This is a genomic window from Paenibacillus apii (assembly GCF_011043685.1).
Classification (GTDB): Bacteria; Bacillota; Bacilli; order Paenibacillales; family Paenibacillaceae; genus Paenibacillus_AQ; species Paenibacillus_AQ sabinae.
On record NZ_JAAKGU010000005.1, the window covers coordinates 368,849 to 389,343 of the forward strand.

Annotated in this window: 18 protein-coding genes; 5 read left to right on the top strand and 13 right to left on the bottom strand. The window is 49.4% G+C overall.

Annotated features, from left to right (window positions below):
- Positions 1-19: 19 nt before the first annotated feature.
- From anfG to G5B47_RS14000, 11 genes are all read right to left on the bottom strand, one after another.
- On the bottom strand, positions 20-373 hold the full coding sequence (anfG, locus tag G5B47_RS13950; RefSeq protein WP_165099036.1) for a Fe-only nitrogenase subunit delta: 354 nt from the start codon (positions 371-373) through the stop codon (positions 20-22).
- Positions 374-389: 16 nt separating this feature from the next.
- Entirely contained in the window at positions 390-1,955 is a 1,566-nt protein-coding gene (anfD, locus tag G5B47_RS13955) for a nitrogenase iron-iron protein, alpha chain (RefSeq protein ID WP_165099037.1), read from the bottom strand.
- 18 nt (positions 1,956-1,973) lie between these two features.
- Positions 1,974-2,801: a nitrogenase iron protein gene (gene nifH, locus G5B47_RS13960; protein WP_165099040.1), complete on the bottom strand. Its 828-nt coding sequence runs from the start codon at positions 2,799-2,801 to the stop codon at positions 1,974-1,976.
- Positions 2,802-3,298: 497 nt separating this feature from the next.
- Positions 3,299-3,682 (bottom strand): NifB/NifX family molybdenum-iron cluster-binding protein, encoded by a 384-nt coding sequence (locus G5B47_RS13965; protein WP_165099043.1) that lies wholly within the window; start codon positions 3,680-3,682, stop codon positions 3,299-3,301.
- Entirely contained in the window at positions 3,679-5,001 is a 1,323-nt protein-coding gene (nifN, locus tag G5B47_RS13970) for a nitrogenase iron-molybdenum cofactor biosynthesis protein NifN (RefSeq protein WP_165099046.1), read from the bottom strand. The genes G5B47_RS13965 and nifN overlap by 4 nt, the downstream gene beginning before the upstream one ends.
- A 3-nt stretch (positions 5,002-5,004) precedes the next feature.
- Positions 5,005-6,357: a nitrogenase component 1 gene (locus tag G5B47_RS13975; RefSeq protein ID WP_165099048.1), complete on the bottom strand. Its 1,353-nt coding sequence runs from the start codon at positions 6,355-6,357 to the stop codon at positions 5,005-5,007.
- 132 nt (positions 6,358-6,489) lie between these two features.
- Positions 6,490-7,812, bottom strand: a complete 1,323-nt coding sequence (gene nifB / locus G5B47_RS13980) for a nitrogenase cofactor biosynthesis protein NifB (protein ID WP_165099050.1) — start codon at positions 7,810-7,812, stop codon at positions 6,490-6,492.
- Positions 7,813-8,207: 395 nt separating this feature from the next.
- Positions 8,208-8,441: a ferredoxin gene (locus tag G5B47_RS13985; RefSeq protein WP_025334499.1), complete on the bottom strand. Its 234-nt coding sequence runs from the start codon at positions 8,439-8,441 to the stop codon at positions 8,208-8,210.
- 267 nt (positions 8,442-8,708) lie between these two features.
- Positions 8,709-9,755, bottom strand: a complete 1,047-nt coding sequence (locus G5B47_RS13990) for an aromatic ring-hydroxylating oxygenase subunit alpha (RefSeq protein ID WP_165099052.1) — start codon at positions 9,753-9,755, stop codon at positions 8,709-8,711.
- Positions 9,756-10,123: 368 nt separating this feature from the next.
- On the bottom strand, positions 10,124-11,116 hold the full coding sequence (locus tag G5B47_RS13995; RefSeq protein WP_165099054.1) for an aldo/keto reductase: 993 nt from the start codon (positions 11,114-11,116) through the stop codon (positions 10,124-10,126).
- A 41-nt stretch (positions 11,117-11,157) separates the two neighbouring features.
- Positions 11,158-11,952, bottom strand: a complete 795-nt coding sequence (locus tag G5B47_RS14000; RefSeq protein ID WP_165099056.1) for an SDR family NAD(P)-dependent oxidoreductase — start codon at positions 11,950-11,952, stop codon at positions 11,158-11,160.
- 187 nt (positions 11,953-12,139) lie between these two features.
- Here G5B47_RS14000 and G5B47_RS14005 point away from each other — a divergent pair, with 187 nt between their 5' ends.
- Genes G5B47_RS14005 through G5B47_RS14015 form a run of 3 tightly spaced genes read left to right on the top strand, consistent with a single transcriptional unit; the run spans position 12,140 to position 15,896 of the window.
- A complete protein-coding gene (locus G5B47_RS14005; RefSeq protein ID WP_165099059.1) occupies positions 12,140-12,964 on the top strand; it encodes a MerR family transcriptional regulator in 825 nt (274 codons plus the stop codon).
- Complete coding sequence (locus tag G5B47_RS14010) at positions 12,961-14,127, top strand: MFS transporter (RefSeq protein WP_206107353.1); 1,167 nt, start codon at positions 12,961-12,963, stop codon at positions 14,125-14,127. The genes G5B47_RS14005 and G5B47_RS14010 overlap by 4 nt, the downstream gene beginning before the upstream one ends.
- 5 nt (positions 14,128-14,132) lie before the next feature.
- Positions 14,133-15,896, top strand: coding sequence for a CocE/NonD family hydrolase (locus G5B47_RS14015; protein ID WP_165099061.1), 1,764 nt, complete (start codon positions 14,133-14,135; stop codon positions 15,894-15,896).
- Between the two features lie 150 nt (positions 15,897-16,046).
- Here the strand turns inward: G5B47_RS14015 and G5B47_RS14020 are convergent, their stop codons facing one another.
- Positions 16,047-16,814 carry a hypothetical protein gene (locus G5B47_RS14020; RefSeq protein ID WP_165099064.1) on the bottom strand — a complete coding sequence of 256 codons (768 nt, stop codon included), beginning with the start codon at positions 16,812-16,814 and terminating at the stop codon, positions 16,047-16,049.
- Between the two features lie 343 nt (positions 16,815-17,157).
- On the opposite strand from G5B47_RS14020, the gene G5B47_RS14025 reads away from it, so the two are divergent.
- Positions 17,158-17,916, top strand: coding sequence for a radical SAM protein (locus G5B47_RS14025; RefSeq protein WP_165099066.1), 759 nt, complete (start codon positions 17,158-17,160; stop codon positions 17,914-17,916).
- A gap of 129 nt (positions 17,917-18,045) precedes the next feature.
- On the opposite strand, the gene G5B47_RS14030 is transcribed toward G5B47_RS14025, so the two are convergent.
- Positions 18,046-18,519 (bottom strand): DUF1259 domain-containing protein, encoded by a 474-nt coding sequence (locus G5B47_RS14030; protein ID WP_165099069.1) that lies wholly within the window; start codon positions 18,517-18,519, stop codon positions 18,046-18,048.
- A gap of 250 nt (positions 18,520-18,769) precedes the next feature.
- Here G5B47_RS14030 and G5B47_RS14035 point away from each other — a divergent pair.
- The coding region (locus G5B47_RS14035; RefSeq protein WP_165099073.1) for an ABC transporter ATP-binding protein at positions 18,770-20,495 on the top strand (1,726 nt) is incomplete at its 3' end.

Below are 20,495 nucleotides of genomic sequence, written 5' to 3' on the forward strand. Positions count from 1 at the left end.
CGTATTGCTCCTCTCGGGGTTAGTATTGTTTAACGGTCAACTCTTCGTTCAGCGACCCTATAATGGTCACGTAGTCAATCCGTTCTTTCAGCGCGGCCATAACCTCTTTGATTTCGGCCACGTTCAGTGTATTGATCCAATCAAACCGCTCTTTATAAGCATCCGCCAGACACACGGCGTCGGCATAGTAGCATCTGTCTTCGGCCGTTTCTTTCGCAATCGGCTCGCCACACAGAATTTGCATGGTTTTGCCCAGAATGTTCTCATTCTGTCTTTCCCGGTCCCAGGCGCGGGAGTGGAACTGCCAAAGGCATTTTTTCAAAATATGGTCTTCCAGCTGGGCGACCCGTTCTTTCAGCACGTTCTCTTCCATTGCGATCCATTCCTCCTTAAGCTTCTACGCTGACGGTCCGCTGCTCAAGGTACGGATAAGTCTTGTTCCGCAGCTTGGACACGGAGTCAAATCCGCCGGTATATTGTCTGAGTGTTTCGGAGTTCTTCACATCTTCGCTCAGGCCTGCGTCGGACGCCATTCGTTGTGTGCGGAAGCCTGCATCCGTAGGAATTTCATCCTTGCTGATATCCAGGCCCGACAGCTGGTGAATCGGCGAATAAATAGCATTGTAGATGTCGCGTGCGAAGCGAACCCAGCCTTCGTAGCCTTTATAAGGTCCATTGTGGTAAGCATGCGCATTCAGGTAAGGCACACGGACTTTCTTGGCAACCTCGCCCGGACGTTTACCTGTAAAAATAACATCCGGTTTCAGTTTTTCCATGGCTTCCAGACCTTCCAATTCGTTCGGGTCGTCAATCGCCAGCGCACCTTCCTCACAGCGGGCAATCCCCTTCTCCATGTCTCCTTGGTGGCCGAACTTTGTATATACGGATACGACCTCTACGCCCATTTCTTCATGGATAACGTTCGCCCAGTGCCACAGCTTGGAGCCGCCCGGCCACAGGCATACTTTCTTGCCTTTCAGACGTTCTTTATACCAATCCAGTTCAGGCTTCCATCTGGCGGTTTCTTCATCGATGATCGCTTGGGCGCGGTCTTCGATGCCGAAGAAGATCCCGATCTTGCGCAGGGAAGAGGACAGCGGCTCAAAGCCGAAACCGTCGATGTCAAGACGCGGAATGTTATATTTCACGCGCAGCTCGTTACAGATATATTCGGCGGAACGCGCGCATTCCAGAACGTTCAGGTGAGCCTTGTGCATCGCTCTCAGATCGTCATAGGAACCGTTGCCGGTAAAGGTGGAGAGAACTTGAATGCCCATTCTCTTGAAATAATCCTGCATCACTTCCTGGTCGCCCTGGATGTTGTACTCGCCGACATAGTTGATCACATAGTCGCTTGTAATTTCCGGCTCGACCGTTCCAACCTTATTTTTGACCCAAGCAATGTTGATTTTGTGGTGACCGCCGGATTGGCTGGGTCCCGCAAACCCCGGGGAGTTACATACGAAGATATCCACATCGGGCATTTCTTCCATGACTTCATCCGCAACGGCGCCGATGTCGTCGCCGATCAGGGCGGTGGCGCAAGTTTGATAGATGGTCATACGCTTGATGTCCGGGAATGCTTTGAACGCTTCAATGATATTTTGTTTCAGCAGCTTTTCCGCACCGAATACGATGTGCTTTTCCTTAACGTCTGTTGCGAACGTGTTCTTCAGCTGGAAGTTATCGTTATCACTGATATAACGCTTCGTCTGCCAGGTGTCGTAGGTACAACCAACCGGTCCGTGGCTGATGTGAATAACGTCCTTCATTGGTGTACCGATTACGTGCTTGGCTCCGCAGTAGGCGCAGCCGCGTTCGGAAATCGTTCCCGGAATCGTATTCAGATATCCAAGAGGAAGGGCGTCCGTCAAGTCCTCGCCCGGGCCTTTGACAACGGCATGCTTTTCTCTTTCAGGGATGCACTCACTGCATTCAAACCGATGATGTGGCATAGCTTCGTCCCTCCTTTTTTAGTCGACAATACCGTATTTGGAAACCATGGCTTCCAGTTGGTCCATGCTCAGCGGCTTAGGAATAACGAACATTTCATTTTCAATGATTTTGCGTGCCAGTTCGCCATACTCATGAGCTTGTTCATGTTCCGCATCGAATTCGACAACCGTCTTTTTGTTAAATTCGGCCTTTTGTACGATGTTATTACGAGGCATGAAGTGAATCATTTGAGTTCCGATAGCGGCAGTGAATTCTTCCAGGAATTCTCTTTCTTTATCAACGTTACGGCTGTTGCAGATGATGCCGCCAAGACGCACGCCGCTTTGTTTGGCATATTTCACAAGGCCTTTACAGATATTGTTGGCCGCGTAGATGGCCATCATTTCACCGGATGCTACGATATATACTTCCTGAGCTTTACCGTCACGGATCGGCATGGCGAAACCGCCGCACACAACGTCGCCCAGTACGTCGAAGAATACGAAGTCAAGGTCGTCTGTGTAAGCTCCGTTGGCTTCCATCAGGTCGATGGCGGTGATAACGCCGCGGCCTGCGCAGCCTACGCCTGGTTCCGGACCGCCGGACTCAACACATTGGATATCCAGGTAGCCGGATTTTACAACCTTCTCGGTGGTGATGTTTTCCGCGCCGTCATCGCGAAGCATATCCATCAGCGTCTTTTGGTTCATGCCGCCCAGAATCATCCGGGTGGAGTCGGCTTTCGGGTCACAGCCATGAATGAAGATTTTTTTGTCATGATAATAGGCCATTGCCGCAGCCGTGTTTTGTTGAGTTGTGGATTTACCGATTCCGCCTTTACCATAAATCGCGATTTTTCTTGTCATTTGAAATAGCTCCTCTCATTTTTCGGATCTTTTCTTTTTAATCAAGAACCCCATCCTATCCAACAACCTTGCCGTTTCCATCTCGTATGCTGTGCCTGGGTGCAAACAAGCTTACGGATTGCAAATCCCTTCCCCCGACCTCCAATCATTGTGTTAATTATTCTAACTCTTGTTGTTATTTTTCGTGCGCCTTAAGACCATGTTAGCCTGCCAGACGACAAACCATCAATCATTTCGGCATAATTCCCTTCTCCAAAAACAGGATATTCAAGATTTATGTAAGTTTATATTACATAAATATCAATAACTGCTTATTCTTATGTTTTCATAACGCTTTCACAAAAACCTCCTGCTGCTTCAACCGCCCCTTATTCGCCTCCCTCTCCCTCCATTTCTCGTGCAAAAAAGAAAAAGCCCGCCAAGGTTCTGCAAGTCTCCAAGGATTGCAGATCACCAGGCAAGGCTTATTATAGACTCTCAACCGCGCAGTCAATCCGTTAGCCGGATCTTTCACCCGCCCGTCGCACCGCTTTGAGCAGCCACAGCGGAGGGCGCTCCCTCAACAGTTTCAGAAGCCCTTCCATCTGGGGAATGACTTCCGATTCCGGCTCCGCCCTCAATATCATAATCCCCTCTTTTCTCAGTCGCCGGACGGCGTCGTTCCCGATACTGCTTACGAATAGCAGCGTACAGTCCCCGATCGCTTCTGCCCGGCGGGCCACCCGGTTCTCATGCTCATCCGAGTCGCTTTCAACACGGATGGTTCGCGATTCCAGCCACCGGTACTTATCCCCGTTCAATTCGAATATTGAAAAATAGCGGCATTGTCCAAAATGCGCATCAATGCGCTTCCCGTCCCCCGAAGCGAATGCGATCTTCATTTGCGCACACTCCTTTCCGCGTCCAAAAGCGCATTGCCGATCCGGCCCAGCAATTCCGTGGTTCCCCGATAACCGACACTTATCTTCAGGGGAGTTCCCAGTCTGCCCAAAACGGGAAAGCCCATCGGCTCGAATGCAATGCCGCTGCGCAGAGCCCCCTGTTCTCCGTACGAGCTGCCGATCCACAGATCTGCTCCTCCGGCGGCAAGCCGTTCCAAGTCCTCCAAATCTCCGATCAGCGCGCCTCCCTTGATGGATTCCAGCACCGGAGAAGCGCACGGAGCCACGGCTTGAAACGATTCCACCCCGATTTCGCCAAGCCATTCAGACAGCCCCAGCAGATGATCCGGCTCCAATGCGGCTATGATCCGCTTGCCCCTGTAGGCCGCCTGCGCATCAAGCATGGCGTCAAGCAGGATCTGGCGCTGCCAGCGGTATTTCACCTGCACCTCGGTCCGGCTCTGCTTCCGCAAAAAATCGAAGAAATCATCCGATGCCTGAAGGCCGATGAGACTTGGGAACACGCGATAAGGAATCCCGGACGACCGTTCGATTGAACGGGCAGCCCCTTCCATACAGCCTCCGACTGCAATTGTAATGCTTGACGTCATCATCTTGTCCAAATAATCAAGCGGCACACCGCCTCTCGACAGCTTGCTGCTTCCAATAAGCAGATGTCCGCAAAGAGACGATGACAAATCCGGCAGAGTGATGACTTCAAGTCCGAAGGAAGAAATGATTTCTTTAAGCTCCATGACATCTCCCGGCGTCAGGTGCGGCCCGGCAAGCAGATTGATGCGATTGCGGCGTTTCTTTCGGGCGGTCCCTCCCGTTCGTTCGGTCACTGCCTCCACAATCCGTTCCGTCATGCGGGCAAACCCCGTTTCCAGCGAGCCTTCGTAGTCCGGCATATACAGCGACAGGATCAAGCTTCCCCTGGCTGATTGACCGCATTTTTCAACAAAACGCTTCACGTCATTCTCCAGATCCTCGCCTACCATCTCAGTTAGCGAAGTGCCGATCAGAACGATCAATTCGGGCTGAAAGCTGGAAATCGCGAGCTCCAGCGCATCCTGGGCACTTTCGCTTCCGCCAAATATCAAATTCGAGTCCTGCACCGTGACGTTTTGCAGCGCTACCGGTTCCCGGTAATGACGCGACAGCAGCTCCCCCACCGCATCCACACAGCCATGTGCTCCATAAATGATGGGCAATGAACGAAAAAAACCCTGAAGGGCCATCACGCCCCCGACAGCCTGACTAACCCGAAACGGATTGACAGACAACGGCTTGCTTGCATTCTCCCGAGGCCAGCGCATGGCTCACCCCTCCCAAGGCGCGCACTTGCCGCTCATTTTCCATACCGGCTGTTCCAGTGTCCCCAGCAAATCCCGTGCAAAATGGCGAACCCCCGCGTATCCGGCGTAGGAAATCCGGCGATGCCCGGCGATGCTGAGAAACGGAATTCTCTCTTTGAGAGGCACAAATTCGTTACGCCCGCTGACAATCATCAGATCGGCCTTACGCTCGCGGAAGCAGCGCAGAATTTGCCCGTCGTCACAGTCATTGATTATGGCAGTCCCCTCATTCACCCTTTCCCTGATCCGGGACATATCCTCCTGAGCATTCCGGTTCGTTCCGATTGCAGCAATTTTAAATCCGAGCTCCTGCAGCATCGTGAGATACGTCCAGCTTTCCATCCCGTCCGTATATAAGACAGCCGTCTTCCCCTTGAGCGCTCTACGGATGGGGGCCAGCTCCGAACGCAGACGCTCTTCTTCCTTGCGCATATAGCGGTGCAGCCGCTTGTCGAGATCGGCATCCCCAAAGTGAAATGCGATCTGCCGCATGGTGAACCGGATTTCCCGCTCGCCGTAAAAAGAGCCCTCAAAATAGGGGATGTTGTACTTATCCTTCATTTTTCGGGCCAAGGTAATCATTGATCGGCTGCACACCACCATATTGACATTAGCCAGATGGGCGCAGCTCACTTCTTCATAACCGCTTTGACCCGTTATTTTGGACAGGACACGGATTCCCGCCTTGGCAAGCAGCGCTTCGATAATCTCCGCTTCCTCCGCGCCGCCACACTCCCCGATCAGATTGATATTGAACTCCGCGGCCTTCTCCCGCTTCAACATTCCTTTGCCGATAACTCTGTCCATTAACGCTTCGCCGGCTAACCTCCTGCCCATATTGGCGCTGCTTCCGCTGAAGCCCGGGCTATGAACCGGTATGACCGGTATTCCCCAGATTTCCTCCGCCTCTTCGCAGACGGAGTCCAGATCCTCCATCGCCAGCACCGTTATGCACGTGGCGTATACGAATATCGCAGGGGGCTTATAGCTCTCGGCGATATACCCTATGGAATGCAGCAGCTTGCGCTCTCCGCCCATCGTCATATCCTGATCATTTAACTGTGTGCAAAAACCGAATCCGGACAGATTGCCGAAGAAAGCCCGGTCTCCAGATTTTCCCCAACCGCTCTCGAGACAGCCGGCTGTCCCATGCGCGAGATGTGCCGCGTCTGCAATCGGCATCAGCGCTGCCAGGGAACCGGCATACGGACAGCCGCGTGAAACTTCACCGGGCCCAGGCGTCACACAACCTTTCTTTTCCTGGCCGTTATGCTCGCAGTCGGGTTCCACAAACGGATTATTTTTTCCTTTTGGCATGAAACATCCTCCTCTCATTGACGGCGCCGCTTTTGCGGGTATCTCCGGCTCGGAAACGCGGCAGTTTCAGGCTTATATTTGTACAAAAAGCGGGTACAATTGTACCCGCATTCGCAATCATTTCTCTATTGTTTAATTGCAGCTGTTGGCAAAATAGCTCATATAACGGGCATTCTGCGCAAGCTGTTCGCCGATATCCCCTTTGCAGACTATCGGCATAATGCCGATGGCCTTCATTTTGCTGGCTGGAGCCTTACCGATGCCGGAACAGAGCAGCAGCTTGCAATCTTTTAGCATTTGAACCGTTTCGGAGAAGATCCGGGCCGCTCCGCTGCCGTCATCGCCGCACTCAGCCAATCCATTGCAGTAGGCTTGTACCTTGCGGACACCAATCAGCCTGGATTCGCTCGAATCGTTCACTTCGTATACCAAAAATTCCTTGGCATGCCCGAAATGCTGGTTGACTTCGCCGGAACCTCTGGTCGCAACAGCCACCCGGACAACCTGGCTCCAGTCGCCCTCCGGCTCAGCGCTGCGATGCTTCATCTTACTCAAGATCTGCTCTTGATGCGCATCCCGGGCCGCCTTGTCATAATAACGGGCAACCGGCAGCATTTCAGGCGTCTGGCTCATGTCTCCGCCCAGCATCCCCACCGCATCGGCCCGGCATTGCCGGCAGTGGCGCATAACCTTCATAATCCTCGCGGAAGCCTGCTGCACTTCAAACGACTCCTCGCTCGTCGGGGCGCGAAAGCCTTTTTTCTCAAAGAAGCTGCCGGGTGATAGAATCAGCGGCATAATATTATGACTGAAAGCTCCGAGTTCTTTCACTTTACGGGTAACCTCCCGCAGATGCTCACCATTGACTTCGGGAATATGCACGGAATTCACCTTACACAGCACTCCCGCTTCAGCCAGCATTTCAATTCCCCGAAGCTGCCGTTCGATCAACAGAGCAGCCGCTTCCCGGCCACGGTATAATTGCCCGTTATATGCGACTTTTTCATAGATGAGGGCGCCGACGTCCGGATCAATGGCGTTCATCGTGACTGTCACATGCCGGATGCCCAGCTCTTTGATTTCCTCCACATGATCCGGCAGCGCCAGCCCGTTTGTGCTCAAGCACAAATGAATATCGGGATCAAGCGACGCAACGATACGAAAGGCACGGAAGGTTTCCTCAGGATTGGCCAACGGGTCGCCGGGGCCTGCAATCCCAACCACTGTCAAATTGGGCAGCTGCGCCATCGCTTGGGCGACGCGCTCGCCCGCCTCCTCCGGAGAGAGCACCTCGCTGACAACGCCGGGACGGCTCTCATTGACACAGTCGAATTTGGGATTGCAGTAATTGCAGCGAATATTGCATTTAGGCGCTACCGCTACATGAATGCGCGCGAAATGGTGATGCGCCTCTTCACTATAACAAGGATGCTTCAACAAAGCCGATTCTGACATGGTCGCTTCTCCCTCCTTATAAGTTTTTTCTTACATATTTCGTCATCTTTACTAACTTGTCTGCATATTATGTTTAATTTTGTATCATCATACTTCCAAAAAAAGAACAAGGTCAATCGACCATGGACGAACTTAGATCGGATTAATAAGATTGTCAGCATTAATGTCAGTTTTAATTACATATTACTAACGTAAATCGTTTCCATGGGGAAAATAAAAGGCTTTCATAAAGGAGGCTCGGCCGCGGCTGCATGCTCTCGTTTAAGACTGCTTGAAACGCGGAAGGGTTGAACCCGGGAGAATCGCATATAAAAAATCCTCCCCGGGTTGTCCGCTTCAAGCGGAACAAGCAACCCAAGGAGGATTTGGTGCAAGGAATGATGTCTGCAAGGAGTTTATGCAAACGGAGCTTTAGCCGTTTTGATACAGCTCGTCGGACAGCTGTCAACCGCATCGCCCAGTTCTTCCAGCAGATCGCTCGGGATGAGCGTTACGCCCTTGTTGTTATCGCCCTCGTAGATTACTTCAGCCAGACCGTCATCGTCGAAATCGAAAATTTCCGGAGCCGAGGAACCGCAGCTTCCGCAGGCGATGCAAGAATCCTTTTTAACCAATACGTATTTACTCATGAAATCCCACTCCTCTATTGATAGATAACTCATATTATAAAAGCAGAATTTCCCATAAGGATGTGACTTAATTTATATTATTTTAATAGAGAAAGGAATTTACAAGGATTTTTCATCGTATTTCACATACTTGCGTAATTTTACTTAACATGAACTTTCGATTTTCAACAAGATCGATCCCATAAAAGAACAGACGCCCGGCCGGAGGCTATTCCCCTTATGACCAAGCGTCCGTATTCATTCGTTAAATTCATTGCCTGCAAAGGCCTATGATGTGTAAGGTCTGCCGAGCCCGAGCTCGCTAAGGAGCTGCCGGTAAGAAATTGATGTGCGGTCTGCCGGAATATGAGCTTCGGCCTGCAAATCGAGCGGCAGATCCTCCGGTGTCTGCGCCTCCACCATCGCCCGGTCTTCCTGGAAGACCTGCAGGTTAAACTTGATCGCATCCTCAACCGGAGCGTTCTTGTCAAAGTTTCTTGAGATCGGGCAGAACAAACGGGTATAGCGGGCCGATACCGGCGAGGCGCAGTTTAAAATCCGCAGCCTTCCCTCGTTCGGGAAATATACGGTAAGGGAAGCGGCAAACGGCGGGAATACGCGGAATTCGCGAAGCCACTGAAAGCCCTCGGGTGCGGGATTTTCCTGGCCTTTACCGTAATTGCTGACCGTACTCCAATACTCGGCCACCAGCTCGTTCCCCTCGCGCTTCACCTTGTATTGAGGGACTTCCGTGTTGTTGCGGTCGCCGAAGGTTGCGGTATGCACATAGGCAAAATGGGACACATCCAGAAATCCTTCCATCTGCCGTCCGGCGGAGCCTGCAATATCAAAGCTGGGAGGAAGGATATTCAGGTAATCGGGATCTTCCCATGCCGGGAAGGACGGGATTTGCTCCGGCGCCGACGACAAACAGGTCCAAATCAAGCCGTAGCGCTCGACCGCAGGATAGACGTTGAGTTTCAATTTGGGCGAAATTTTGGCGGTTGGATGTGCCGGAACGGCCGTACATTTGCCCTCGCAGTTATATCGGAAGCCGTGGTACGGACAGACGATTTCCCCGTTCTCTACCCAACCCATGCTTAAAGGCGCTCCCCGGTGAAAACAGAGGTCACGGGCGATAACCGCCTTCCCGTTGCTGCGGTAAACAACAAGCTTCACATCCAATAGCTTCACGGCTACCGGTTTATCCTTCACTTCATCGGCAATGGCAACCGGATACCAATATTGGGACAGCACACGCCAATCCTCGGGCGAAAATGTACAATCGCGGGGAAGCTCCATTTCTTCCAGCTCTTTCTTCTGATTCTCTGACATGACCGCTCCACCTCGTTCTTTACTATTATTAATTGAGTTCAATCTAAAGCATGTAATATAATGTGACTGTTGATGTGTATTTTAATATCATTTCATTTTAATAATCAATCTAAAGTTTTTGTTTTTGGTCACGCGCATAAAAAACTGCCCTTAACGTTATGCATAATCCCATTTAGCCTCATCAGAGCTTGATTACACAAGAACTTGTTGAATAAAACAAGCGTATCTGCCGTTTATCCACTTTGGCAACTACGAGAACCCTGTCCGTATGAAAAAACACAGCAGCATCGTTTCGATGCTGCCGTGTCCAGTGATGCGCCTTAAAGCGCAACATAACCCTCCTCTCAAAAAGAGGAGTTTCCTGATCCTTACTTGGACCGGCTGGGAGGCGCCATAAATTCCGGGCCGACCGGCTCCTTTACCGTTTCCGCAACAATCCGATCGATTTCTTCCAGAGCCTGCTGATCCAGCGACCAGCCCATCACTTCATCGACCGGGGCCAATTGCTCCGGTTTACGCGCGCCCCAGAGCGCTACGCCTGCGCCGGGTTGAGCCAGAATCCAGCGGACAGCCAGATGAATGACACGTTTCCCGTAATTTTCCTGAGCAAACTGATCAAGCTTCTGCACGGCATCGAGATACTGCCCGAAACGAGGGGCTTGAAACTTCGGATCTACCTTCCGCAGATCATCGCCTGTAAATTCCGCATCCGCCTTCATGCGTCCGCTTAACAAGCCGCGGCACAAGCTTCCATACAGCAGCGTAGTGATTTGATGCTCCGCGCAATAAGGCAGCACGTCCTGTTCAATCTCGCGCTCAAACAAATTATACGGAGGCTGGTCCGTATGCAGCGGCGCGATTTTTCGGAAAGCATCCATTTGTTCTGTGGAGAAATTGCTGACACCAATGGCACGTATTTTCCCCTGCTCCAACAACTGCCGCATCGTTTCCGCCGTTTCTTCTACAGGAACCAGCGGGTCCGGCCAATGAATTTGATAAATGTCAATATAGTCGGTCTTCAAACGTTGAAGAGAATCTTCGACTTCCTTCAGGATGCGCTGTCTCGTTGCGTTGCGGTGAACGCTGCCGTCGACCCACTCCAGCGCCGCTTTTGTCGCGATCACGATTTGATCCCGCTTCCCATAGGACTGAACCGCTTGTCCAACAACTTCCTCAGAATGGCCAAAACCGTACACGGGCGCCGTATCGATCAGATTAATTCCGCGGTCCAATGCGGCGTGAATCGTACGAATCGACTCCGCATCATCGCTTCCGCCCCACATCCAGCCGCCGATAGCCCAAGTACCCAGACCAATTCGGGAGGCCTTAAGTCCGGTATCGGAAACTTGTACAAATTCCATTATTGCCTTCATCCTTTCTGCGAGTTAGAGTTCCAATAGGATTAAAAGACGCTTCTCACCAAACCTCCGTCAATCCGCAATGCCGCGCCGTTGATTGCCGAGGACAAGGGACTGCTCAAAAAGGTGACGAAATTAGCGATTTCTTCGGGTCTGATCAGGCGTTGGATAATGGAAGTCGGCCGATTTTCCTTAATAAACTTGACCTCCGCTTCCTCTACGCTAAGACCCTCATTCGGGTATAAGGTATTGAGCATCGTCTCTACCCCTTCGGTAAGCGTCGAACCCGGCATAACGGTATTGACAGTAACGCGGGTACCTGTGGTAAGTTCGGCCAGACTCCGGGAGAGCGACAGCTGCATCGTTTTGGTTGCGCTGTAATGAGCCATTTCCTGAGAAGGCATAATGGCGGCTTCGCTGGCGATAAAGATGACTCTTCCTTCATCTTTTTGCAGCATTTGCTGAAGGTAGTGCCGCGTCAGCCGGACTCCGCTCATAATATTCACCTCGAAAAATTTAAACCACTCTTCGTCCGGGATTTCGAAATACTCCGCCGGCTTAAAAATCCCCAAGTTGTTGACGAGGATATCAATGTCAAATCCCCGATTAATCAGTTCTTGACAGCCGCTTTCCGTCCCCAGATCAGCGGCGGCAGGCTGAGGATTTGCATAAGGATACAATTCCTTTAATTCTTGTACAACTTTAGACACCTTATCCGCATTGCGTCCGTTGATCAGTACAGATACGCCTTCCTTGGACAAGGCCTCGGCGATCGCTCTGCCGATTCCTTCCGTCGAACCGGTGACAAGCGCGGTTCTTCCTTCTAAATGAAGCTCCATGGTTAATCACCCTCCTCCACAACAGGATAACCTATCCATCCAGTTAAATCCAGAAAGCCTATTCTTATAATCAATAAGCTCAATCGCAGAACATTAATTCCTCTAGGGAAACTAGCAACATTTTTATTGCTTGACTTTCCATTCATATGGAAGGTTTATAATTCGAGTAATGAAAGGAGTGAATCCCGTGTTTAAAATCAGCGAATTTTCAAAGTTAAGCCAAGTTCCTGCAAAAACTTTGAGATTTTATGACCAACTTGAACTACTCAAACCTGCCTACACAGATCAGCAGAGCGGTTACCGTTATTATACGAGCGAACAGTTGCTCCATTTACATCGAATTCTGGCGTTTAAGGATCTTGGTTTTACACTTGAACAAATCAAGCAGCTTCTGAAAGATAACGTGTCTATTGCAGAAATTCGCGGAATGCTTCGGCTTAAACAGGCGGAGATGCACTCGCTGATTCAGTCGGAAACGGAGCGTTTGAGGCGTATTGAGTTCAGACTGGAACAAATTGAACGGCAAAGCGACGGTCTTTCACGGTATGAGGTTGTGGTTAAGAAGGTCGAGCCCTTAATGGTTGCAACGCTTAAAGCGACCACGAGCAGAGCGAGTATTCCCGGGCTGTTCGAAGAAATCGACGAATATTTAACTTGGAATGGAATTTCGCTGCCTGTTACCCATATGGTGATGTGGCATGGTTGTCCGGAGTGTGAAAGCAGCATCGATGTGGAAATCGCCTGCCCAATCCCGCGCAAGCTGCAGGACACGGCCCGCTTTCAGACAAAGCTGCTGCCGGAAATGACCGTTGCGTCGGTGACCCATATGAGCCGTCCAGATGCGGATACGCCGGTGAGCATTGATCTTGGAGCCTGGATTGAGGAGAACGGCTACCGGATTAGCCCGGAAATGCCGAGCAGGGAAGTTTATATATCCCCTCAAGAAAGCAACAAATTGCGGTATGTAACCGAGAGTCAGATGCCCATTTTGGGAGCAGGGTTTATGCAATGAACCGTATGCCAATTGCGCTCTGGGCGTTAACCCTTGCTTCTTTTGGAATCGGCACAGCAGAATTAGTACCCATGGGACTTTTGACTACGATTGCCGAGGACTTAAAAGTATCACTTTTTGAAGCGGGTCTTTTAGTCACAGGATATGCATTAGGAGTCGTCATAGGCGTTCCGCTCGTATCGATTATCTTCTCGAGAATCTCTCGAAAAAACTTGCTTTTATTTCTTGTTGGGGGATTTGCAATCGGAAATCTTCTTTGCGCATGGGCGCCGAATTATACCTTTTTGATGATCGCCAGGATTATTTGTGCATTTATGCATGGAACATTTTTTGGAGAGAGCTATGTCGTTGCAGCCAAGCTGGCTCCTCCAAATAAACAGACAAGTGCACTTGCATTAGTGGCTTCGGGTTTGACTTTGTCTACCGTATTGGGGGCGCCTTTAGGCACGTTTCTGGGACTTGCTTACAACTGGCGAATGCCGTTTTACGTGATTTCGGGGATTGGGGCTATTGCATTCTTGGCAATCGCGTTACTGGTTCCCGCGGTGAAACAAGAACAAGTGGCTTCACTACGGAAACAAGTCGGTGTGCTGCGTCGCCCCCAAGTATTATTGGCGCTTATGATGACCGTCTTTGGTTTTGGCGGAGTTTTTACTGCCTTAACTTACATTACTCCCATGTTGGAGCAAATCACGGGAGTCTCTTCACAGGATGTTTCTGCAATCTTGCTCGTCTATGGAATCGGCTCTTTAGTTGGAAACATTGCGGGAGCAAAGCTGGCCGATCGCTGGTTGATGCCCACCTTACTCGGAGTCTTAATTCTACTGGCAGTTGTTTTAACCAGTTTAACTTTTACCCTCCACCATGTAATGGCGGCAATCATCACGATCTTTATCTGGGGGGGTTCAGCGTTTGCATCTATTTCTCCATTGCAAATGCACATTTTAGATCAAGCTTCCGATGCGCCTCAATTTGCCTCTGGGTTGAACGTGGCTGCTTTTAACATGGGGAATGCGCTTGGGGCATTTTTGGGAGGAATGATCATCGAACATCCTTTATTCGGCCTGGCGGCATTGCCATTAGCAGCGGCGTTGGTTACTACAGCGGGTGTTGCACTCACAGCTGCGAGTCTAGTGTTAGAAAGAAAAAAAATAAGGAGCTGAATAGAATGGCAAACCCATTGGAAAAACAGATGATTGCAGAGTTTAATGTTCCCGTTGAAATGAGAGATGGGATCGTGTTGCGAGCTAATATTTATCGACCTTATGGTGATGGCACTTGGCCTGTTCTGCTAACTCGTACCCCTTATGGAAAAGACAATGTTCCATACATTTTCAACGATATTCCGCGCGCGGTTAAAACCGGGTATGTGGTTATTATTCAAGATACACGAGGACGGTTTGCTTCGGAAGGAGACTGGGACCCTATCCTCTCCGCAAATAAAGAAACATCGGATAGTCAAGATACCATCAATTGGGCTGCCAAACTTCCATACAGTAATGGTCAGGTAGGTATGTTTGGGATATCTTATTACGCTTTTACACAGTGGGCAGGGATGATTCAAAATCCAACGTTTTTGAAAGTAGCAGCTCCTGCATTATCTTGGAGTGACCCTTTTGATGGCTTAATGTACCGGGGAGGAGCGTTTGAACTAGGATTATTGTCGTATTGGCAATTAGGGATGTATCTGGACACACTCTCAAGACTTTATCCGGATGAACAAGAACGAGCTATCGCCTCAAAGCAGTTAATTTCAGATATTGATCAACTAAAAACGGAGATTAAAGGACTTCCACTGAAAAATTTTGCGCTATTTGCCCGTAACAAAGTGGCTCCCTCCATACTTGAACTTTTTGAGCGCGGCATGGATCAAGATTATGTGGATGCGTTATCGTTAAAAGGGAAATATGACAAGTTCATAGTGCCTACACTTAACATTGCCGGTTGGTACGATATATTCTTACAAGGAACCATTGAAAACTTTTTGCAAATGCGTAACAAAGGCGGTAGTCCGGAAGCTCGACAGAGCAAATTAGTCATTGGTCCTTGGCAGCATTTGGATCACAGTCATCAAGCTGGCGAAATAAATTTCGGCTTGGCTGCTCATTCCGCTTTTGTGGATTTGGTCGGACTTCAGTTGCGATGGTTTGATCATTTTTTAAAAGGAAGGGACACCGGTATCATCAGTGAAGCACCAATCAAGCTATTTGTGATGGGTGAGAATATTTGGCGCGATGAATATGAATGGCCGCTTGCTCGGACAAAATTTATTCCATACTACTTGCATAGTCAAGGACATGCGAATACGCTTCAAGGTGATGGAGTACTTAGCACAATCTCACCAGATCAAGAGGAACCCGATCATTATACGTATGATCCCTTGAATCCAGTCATCACTAAAGGCGGAGCGATCATGATGCCACCCGATTTTAACAGTGGTGCATTCGATCAGAGAGAGATTGAATCACGGGATGACGTATTAGTTTATACAACTCCTGTATTAGAAGAAGATGTGGAAGTGACAGGACCGATTAAAGTGAAACTATGGGCAAGCTCAAGCGCGTTAGATACAGACTTTGTCGCGCGATTGGTAAATGTTCATCCCGATGGGTATGCACAAAATATAACAGATGGAATTATACGCGCCCGCTTTCGGAATGCTGCTAAAGGAGAAGCTCCGAGCTTAATCGAGCCTGGAAAAACATATTTATATGAAATCGATTTATGGTCAACAAGCAATTTATTCAAACAAGGACATCGGATCCGCTTGGATATAACGAGCAGTAATTTCCCGCGTTGGGACCGAAATTCCAACACTGGTCGAAATTTTGGGGAGGACCAGGCGAAGGATGTAGTGGTCGCTCGGCAAACCATCTTTCATGATGCAGAACATCCTTCTTCAATTATTCTACCTATCATACCAAGAAGCTAATGTACTTTCTGGGGTTGTCCTTCAGTAGTTAAACACTACTTCAGGGACAGCCCCCATCGTTCTCCAGATATTTTTTTGTACAGCCGCCGGGACTATTTCTCTTTGGTATACGAGCCAACGGGAAAGTTGGCGTTGGTTCCCGCATAGCCCTTATAAGCCCGCAGCCGCTTTAATTTGGGCTCTTTGAGACATGATCAACGCTCTTAGTCCTTCAGTTCCAAAGGCGCCTGACGAAAATCCATTACCTTTCGGATAGTAAACAATCCGCAACGAGGTTCCATCCTTAAGGTGCACTCGCAGGAAAACACCATTATCGTATTTTATTTGCTCATAAACAGCATCGAAACCCACATACTTCAGAATCAGTAGTTCACGTATGAATTCTGAAGATGCTTCCTTGCTAAAGTCTCCAATTTGACTGCCGTCTCTGGCGCTTTCCAAGCTTACTTTTTGCACCTTCCCTTCGATGTCCAGCAAATCCCCCATCGTTACCGCATTTGGATTTTCCGTTGCTTCATAGACCTTGTTGTTTGCTACGACCCGGAATTCCGGATTGTACCCCTTTAACGCGTAGATGACGGTCCCAGCTGGAAGGAAAGCCGCATCTCCATTCTTTGTAACATGATCCGTACAAGCATTGTCTTTCAACATGTACTTCACTCGTCCCACTTCGGCACCAAGCAGCTCTGGTTTCACTACTTTCGTTCCATCGTAGTTTTGAGCATACCTAATGTCATTGATCATCAAAAAATCAACCCACTCAATTTTTGCGAAACAGGGTTCTGCCGCTTTTTCAGTAACCGGCTCTGAAGCAGCATGCTGTTCAACTGCCCTTTTCTCTGCCGTGCCGCAGGCAGTTCCCATCAGCACAAGACCAAGGACGAGTGATATCCGTGCCAATCGCCTGATCTTTTTCATCCCTAATCACCTCAGTTCTTTGACGAAATTCTTAAGCTTAATGTTTCAGACAGATACTTGCAACTTGTATTTATATTTCACGGGCTGGTGAATATATTGTATTAATCTTCGTACAAACCGTTTTCCTCCTGGAACGACGAATCATACTTTCAATGGATCGTTAGAAACAAATGCTGAGCTGCTGCTCTAATTTTCACATTATTTTCATTTTATCAGGGTTATGTGCTGTGAATTTTGGTTAAATAACGGACGTGCGCGCAGTTTGGGTTGTCCAGGGATTTTTGTGATCAGTTGCAGTGAATGTTAAGCCCACGCTTGTCATCATTTTAAGGAGGAATATTCTTTGATAACGAGAAACGTAAGCGCTTGCATTCGTGAAATTCAGAAACATAGCACCCCTGACGGTTCCGGTACTCAAACGATTCTTTACCTCAAGGGCTGCCCTCTGTACTGCAATTGGTGCCCCAATCCGGAGTTCCGCAATCCCGAAGTCAGGCTGTTGTGGGACCCGATCAGAGCCAAACACTATGAAGACGGACGGATATATACCGTTCAGGAGGTATTGGAGTTATGCCTCGATAATCTTGATCCCGCCGAAAGGACTGCGTCCGGGGTTACGTTGACTGGCGGAGAAGCTATGATGCAGCATACCTTTGTCTATGAACTGCTGTCACGCTTGAAGGATCTCGGAGTACATACGGCCGTTGAAACTACCGGATATGTACCAGAGGGTCAATTTGCCAAGCTGCTCCCCCTGATTGATCATCTTATATTCTATGTAAAACACTATGAACGTGAAGCGCACAGAAAAATAACCGGAGTTTACAATGATCTCATTATTGAAAATTTGCGGAACTCTCTCTCGAGTCCAAGCGAGGTTGAGGTGCGGCTTAATCTTATTCCCGGATTGAACGACCGTCCGGAGGATGCGGAAGGATTCGCCAGACTGCTCCAGCGTATAGGTGTAAAACAGGTGCAGCTTTTCCCCTCCAACAACCAGACAGACCCATCAAACCGGAACAATACCCAAGGCAGCGCTTCACCGTTTACCGAGGTGGAATTGGCCGCCTATCAGGACGCCTTTCAAAATCTCATAAGATGACTGCTTATAGCTTTAAGGTTTCGTGAACCCTCAGTCGAACTGGGGGTTTTCCGTATACAAAAACCGCCAAACATCTAAAGTGTGTGTGGCGGTTTCGCAGCCAATATGGTCAGTATTCTATGAAACAAGTCAGCTTGCCAATGTTGGCCTTAATATTACTTTCTTTTTTTTATCAGAAGACTTGCACAAAAATGGACCTACGGGCTTGTTCGTCAGAACACCGGACGCGTTCCGCACATTTCTGGCGAATACCAGCGGCGGTTGGATAGCTTCCCAATGGATGTACCAAATGTTCGGGTTGGTAAATAACCAGTGGTTATGAAGGGCTGTTACTTTAATACCCGCTTTACGGAGCCGGGAGATAAATGGGTTAATTTCCCGGGTAAGAATAACGGATTCCCCAAGACATAATGCTCTGCCATCTTTGCCGACACTCTCGAAAGAAATGCCGAAAGGAAGGGTAAACAAGCCTTTGGAACGTCTTCCTAATATTTTCACCTTAATATTGGTGCGTAATTTAGTTGCTACACATACCCCATTAACGACTTGAGCTTCTGCACCAAAAATCTCCGCGAACCGGTTACAAAGTGGACTTACACCCATTTTCTATCACCCTCCAGCTTTAAAAATATAAAATATAATATGGAATGGTGACCTTTTGGAAACGGCGTTTTATCGTTTAGCAGCAAAATTGGACTGCCGGAATATATATTTCCATCTGATCAGATGAAATTAAAGTACAACAACCGATAAAATTAGTTGCGAACAAAAAAACTATCGTATATTGTGAAATTGCACTCAATGTATGCGCAACCAAATTTGGAATTATTTAATAGGTAAGGAGTGTTGATGCTTGAGTCAAGTTTCTGAAGCTGTGACTGTAAACCAGTCCAATCATCCCCAGGAGCGCCGTTTCAAGCTGTATCTGTGGGTGGTATCCTATCTCCGTCCTTACGCGGGTCAACTTACGCTGATCGTGCTGTGCGGACTGATTGCCGCCGCGGGAGAGCTGGTGATCCCCAAGATGATCGAGCATCTGGTCGACAGCATCATTCCGGCTAAGAATAAAAACGCTTTTACAAGTATGCTTCTCCTGCTCGTTGGAATCGTGGCGCTCTCCGTCTGCGCTTCCTTGCTTCGTAATCTGCTTCAAAGAGCGGTCGGAAGCAAAGCCGCGCGCGACCTGCAATTCTCCGTGCTTCAGAAGCTGCGGAAGCTTGGCTTTTCCTACTATGAACAGCGTCCCGTAGGCGAAACGCTCTCTTTGATGAACAATCAGGTGCACGCGGTACAGGAGCTGTACACCAGCTTTTTTCCTGACATGCTGGAGCTTGCCCTCTTCGTCATTCTCGCCGTTTCCGTGATGGTGTCGGGCAGTCTCAAATTGACATTGGTTGCCGTTCCGTTCTTCCTGATCTACTATGCCGTAGGGCCGAGCCTTGACCGAAAGACCGCTGAGTGGAATGAGCGCATGAATGAACAGCGGATGGATTATAACCGCAAAATCCATGAATCGGTGTCAGGCATCCGCGACTTTCGGGCTTTTTCCGCTGAGAATTGGGATTTGCAGCGTGGGCTTCGGTTGTATCAGACCGTCACGGACACCACCTTGAAATGGGTATTCTTCATACATACCCGCTGGAGCATCCGAAGGGTGTTCTTCGACGCCGGCGCGGTTGCGCTGTTCATATTCGGCTATTGGTTTATTCGTAATCAGACGTTAACTGTAGGCGCTTTCCTTTCCTTTTTCCTCATTTACTCTGTCGTCATGTTCAAATTATCTATGCTGATCGGCAATCTTGCGCAGCAAGGGATGATGCTGGAACAGGCCAATCCGATTCGCAGGTTGATGCTGCTGAAGCCCCTTGTAGAGGAACCGGAGCATCCGATTCCCTTGGGAACGATAAATGGTCGAATCACTTTCAAAAGTGTTGGTTTCCATTACCCGAATCGCCCGCCGGTCATCAGAGACTTCTCGCTCGACATCCGGCCCGGTGAAAGACTGGCCTTTGTCGGCACAAGCGGCAACGGAAAATCAACTTTACTCAAGCTGATTAACCGCTTCTATGATCCTCAGGAAGGCATGATCGAGCTGGATGGGGTCCCCATCACCCGGCTGTCTTTTCAAGATTTAAGAGGAAGCATTGGTTATGTCTTTCAGGAGTCGTATCTGTTTGGCTTCTCTGTCAGAGAGAACATTCGCTTTGGACGGCCGGAGGCGTCGGACGAAGAGATTGAGCAGGCCGCGAAAGCGGCCATGGCGCATGAATTCATCCTTCAGCTTCCGCAGGGTTATGACACTCTGGTCGGCGACCGCGGCATGAAGCTGTCAGGCGGACAGAAGCAAAGAATCGCGATTGCCCGCATGATGATCTCGGGTCCAAAAATCGTCCTGCTCGATGAAGCAACGTCCGCGCTGGACAACGTCTCCGAGGCAGAGGTCAAGACCGCGCTGGATCGCCTCTTTGAAGGCCGGACGATGATCGCCGTCGCCCACCGGTTATCGACCATCAAGGATTTTGACCGGATTGTGGTCGTGGATGAGGGGACAATCGCAGAGATCGGTTCCTATGAAGAGC

What these genes read in the sequence shown, in the direction of transcription:
- anfD (WP_165099037.1), bottom strand. Translation starts at nt 1,955, where the DNA reads ATGCCACATCATCGGTTTGAATGCAGTGAGTGCATCCCTGAAAGAGAA.
- G5B47_RS13965 (WP_165099043.1), bottom strand. Translation starts at nt 3,682, where the DNA reads ATGAAGATCGCATTCGCTTCGGGGGACGGGAAGCGCATTGATGCGCAT.
- G5B47_RS13975 (WP_165099048.1), bottom strand. Translation starts at nt 6,357, where the DNA reads ATGCCAAAAGGAAAAAATAATCCGTTTGTGGAACCCGACTGCGAGCAT.
- G5B47_RS13990 (WP_165099052.1), bottom strand. Translation starts at nt 9,755, where the DNA reads ATGTCAGAGAATCAGAAGAAAGAGCTGGAAGAAATGGAGCTTCCCCGC.
- G5B47_RS14015 (WP_165099061.1), top strand. Translation starts at nt 14,133, where the DNA reads ATGGCAAACCCATTGGAAAAACAGATGATTGCAGAGTTTAATGTTCCC.
- G5B47_RS14010 (WP_206107353.1), top strand. Translation starts at nt 12,961, where the DNA reads ATGAACCGTATGCCAATTGCGCTCTGGGCGTTAACCCTTGCTTCTTTT.
- G5B47_RS13985 (WP_025334499.1), bottom strand. Translation starts at nt 8,441, where the DNA reads ATGAGTAAATACGTATTGGTTAAAAAGGATTCTTGCATCGCCTGCGGA.
- G5B47_RS13995 (WP_165099054.1), bottom strand. Translation starts at nt 11,116, where the DNA reads ATGGAATTTGTACAAGTTTCCGATACCGGACTTAAGGCCTCCCGAATT.
- G5B47_RS14030 (WP_165099069.1), bottom strand. Translation starts at nt 18,519, where the DNA reads ATGGGTGTAAGTCCACTTTGTAACCGGTTCGCGGAGATTTTTGGTGCA.
- G5B47_RS14020 (WP_165099064.1), bottom strand. Translation starts at nt 16,814, where the DNA reads ATGAAAAAGATCAGGCGATTGGCACGGATATCACTCGTCCTTGGTCTT.
- nifB (WP_165099050.1), bottom strand. Translation starts at nt 7,812, where the DNA reads ATGTCAGAATCGGCTTTGTTGAAGCATCCTTGTTATAGTGAAGAGGCG.
- G5B47_RS14000 (WP_165099056.1), bottom strand. Translation starts at nt 11,952, where the DNA reads ATGGAGCTTCATTTAGAAGGAAGAACCGCGCTTGTCACCGGTTCGACG.
- nifH (WP_165099040.1), bottom strand. Translation starts at nt 2,801, where the DNA reads ATGACAAGAAAAATCGCGATTTATGGTAAAGGCGGAATCGGTAAATCC.
- nifN (WP_165099046.1), bottom strand. Translation starts at nt 5,001, where the DNA reads ATGCGCTGGCCTCGGGAGAATGCAAGCAAGCCGTTGTCTGTCAATCCG.
- anfG (WP_165099036.1), bottom strand. Translation starts at nt 373, where the DNA reads ATGGAAGAGAACGTGCTGAAAGAACGGGTCGCCCAGCTGGAAGACCAT.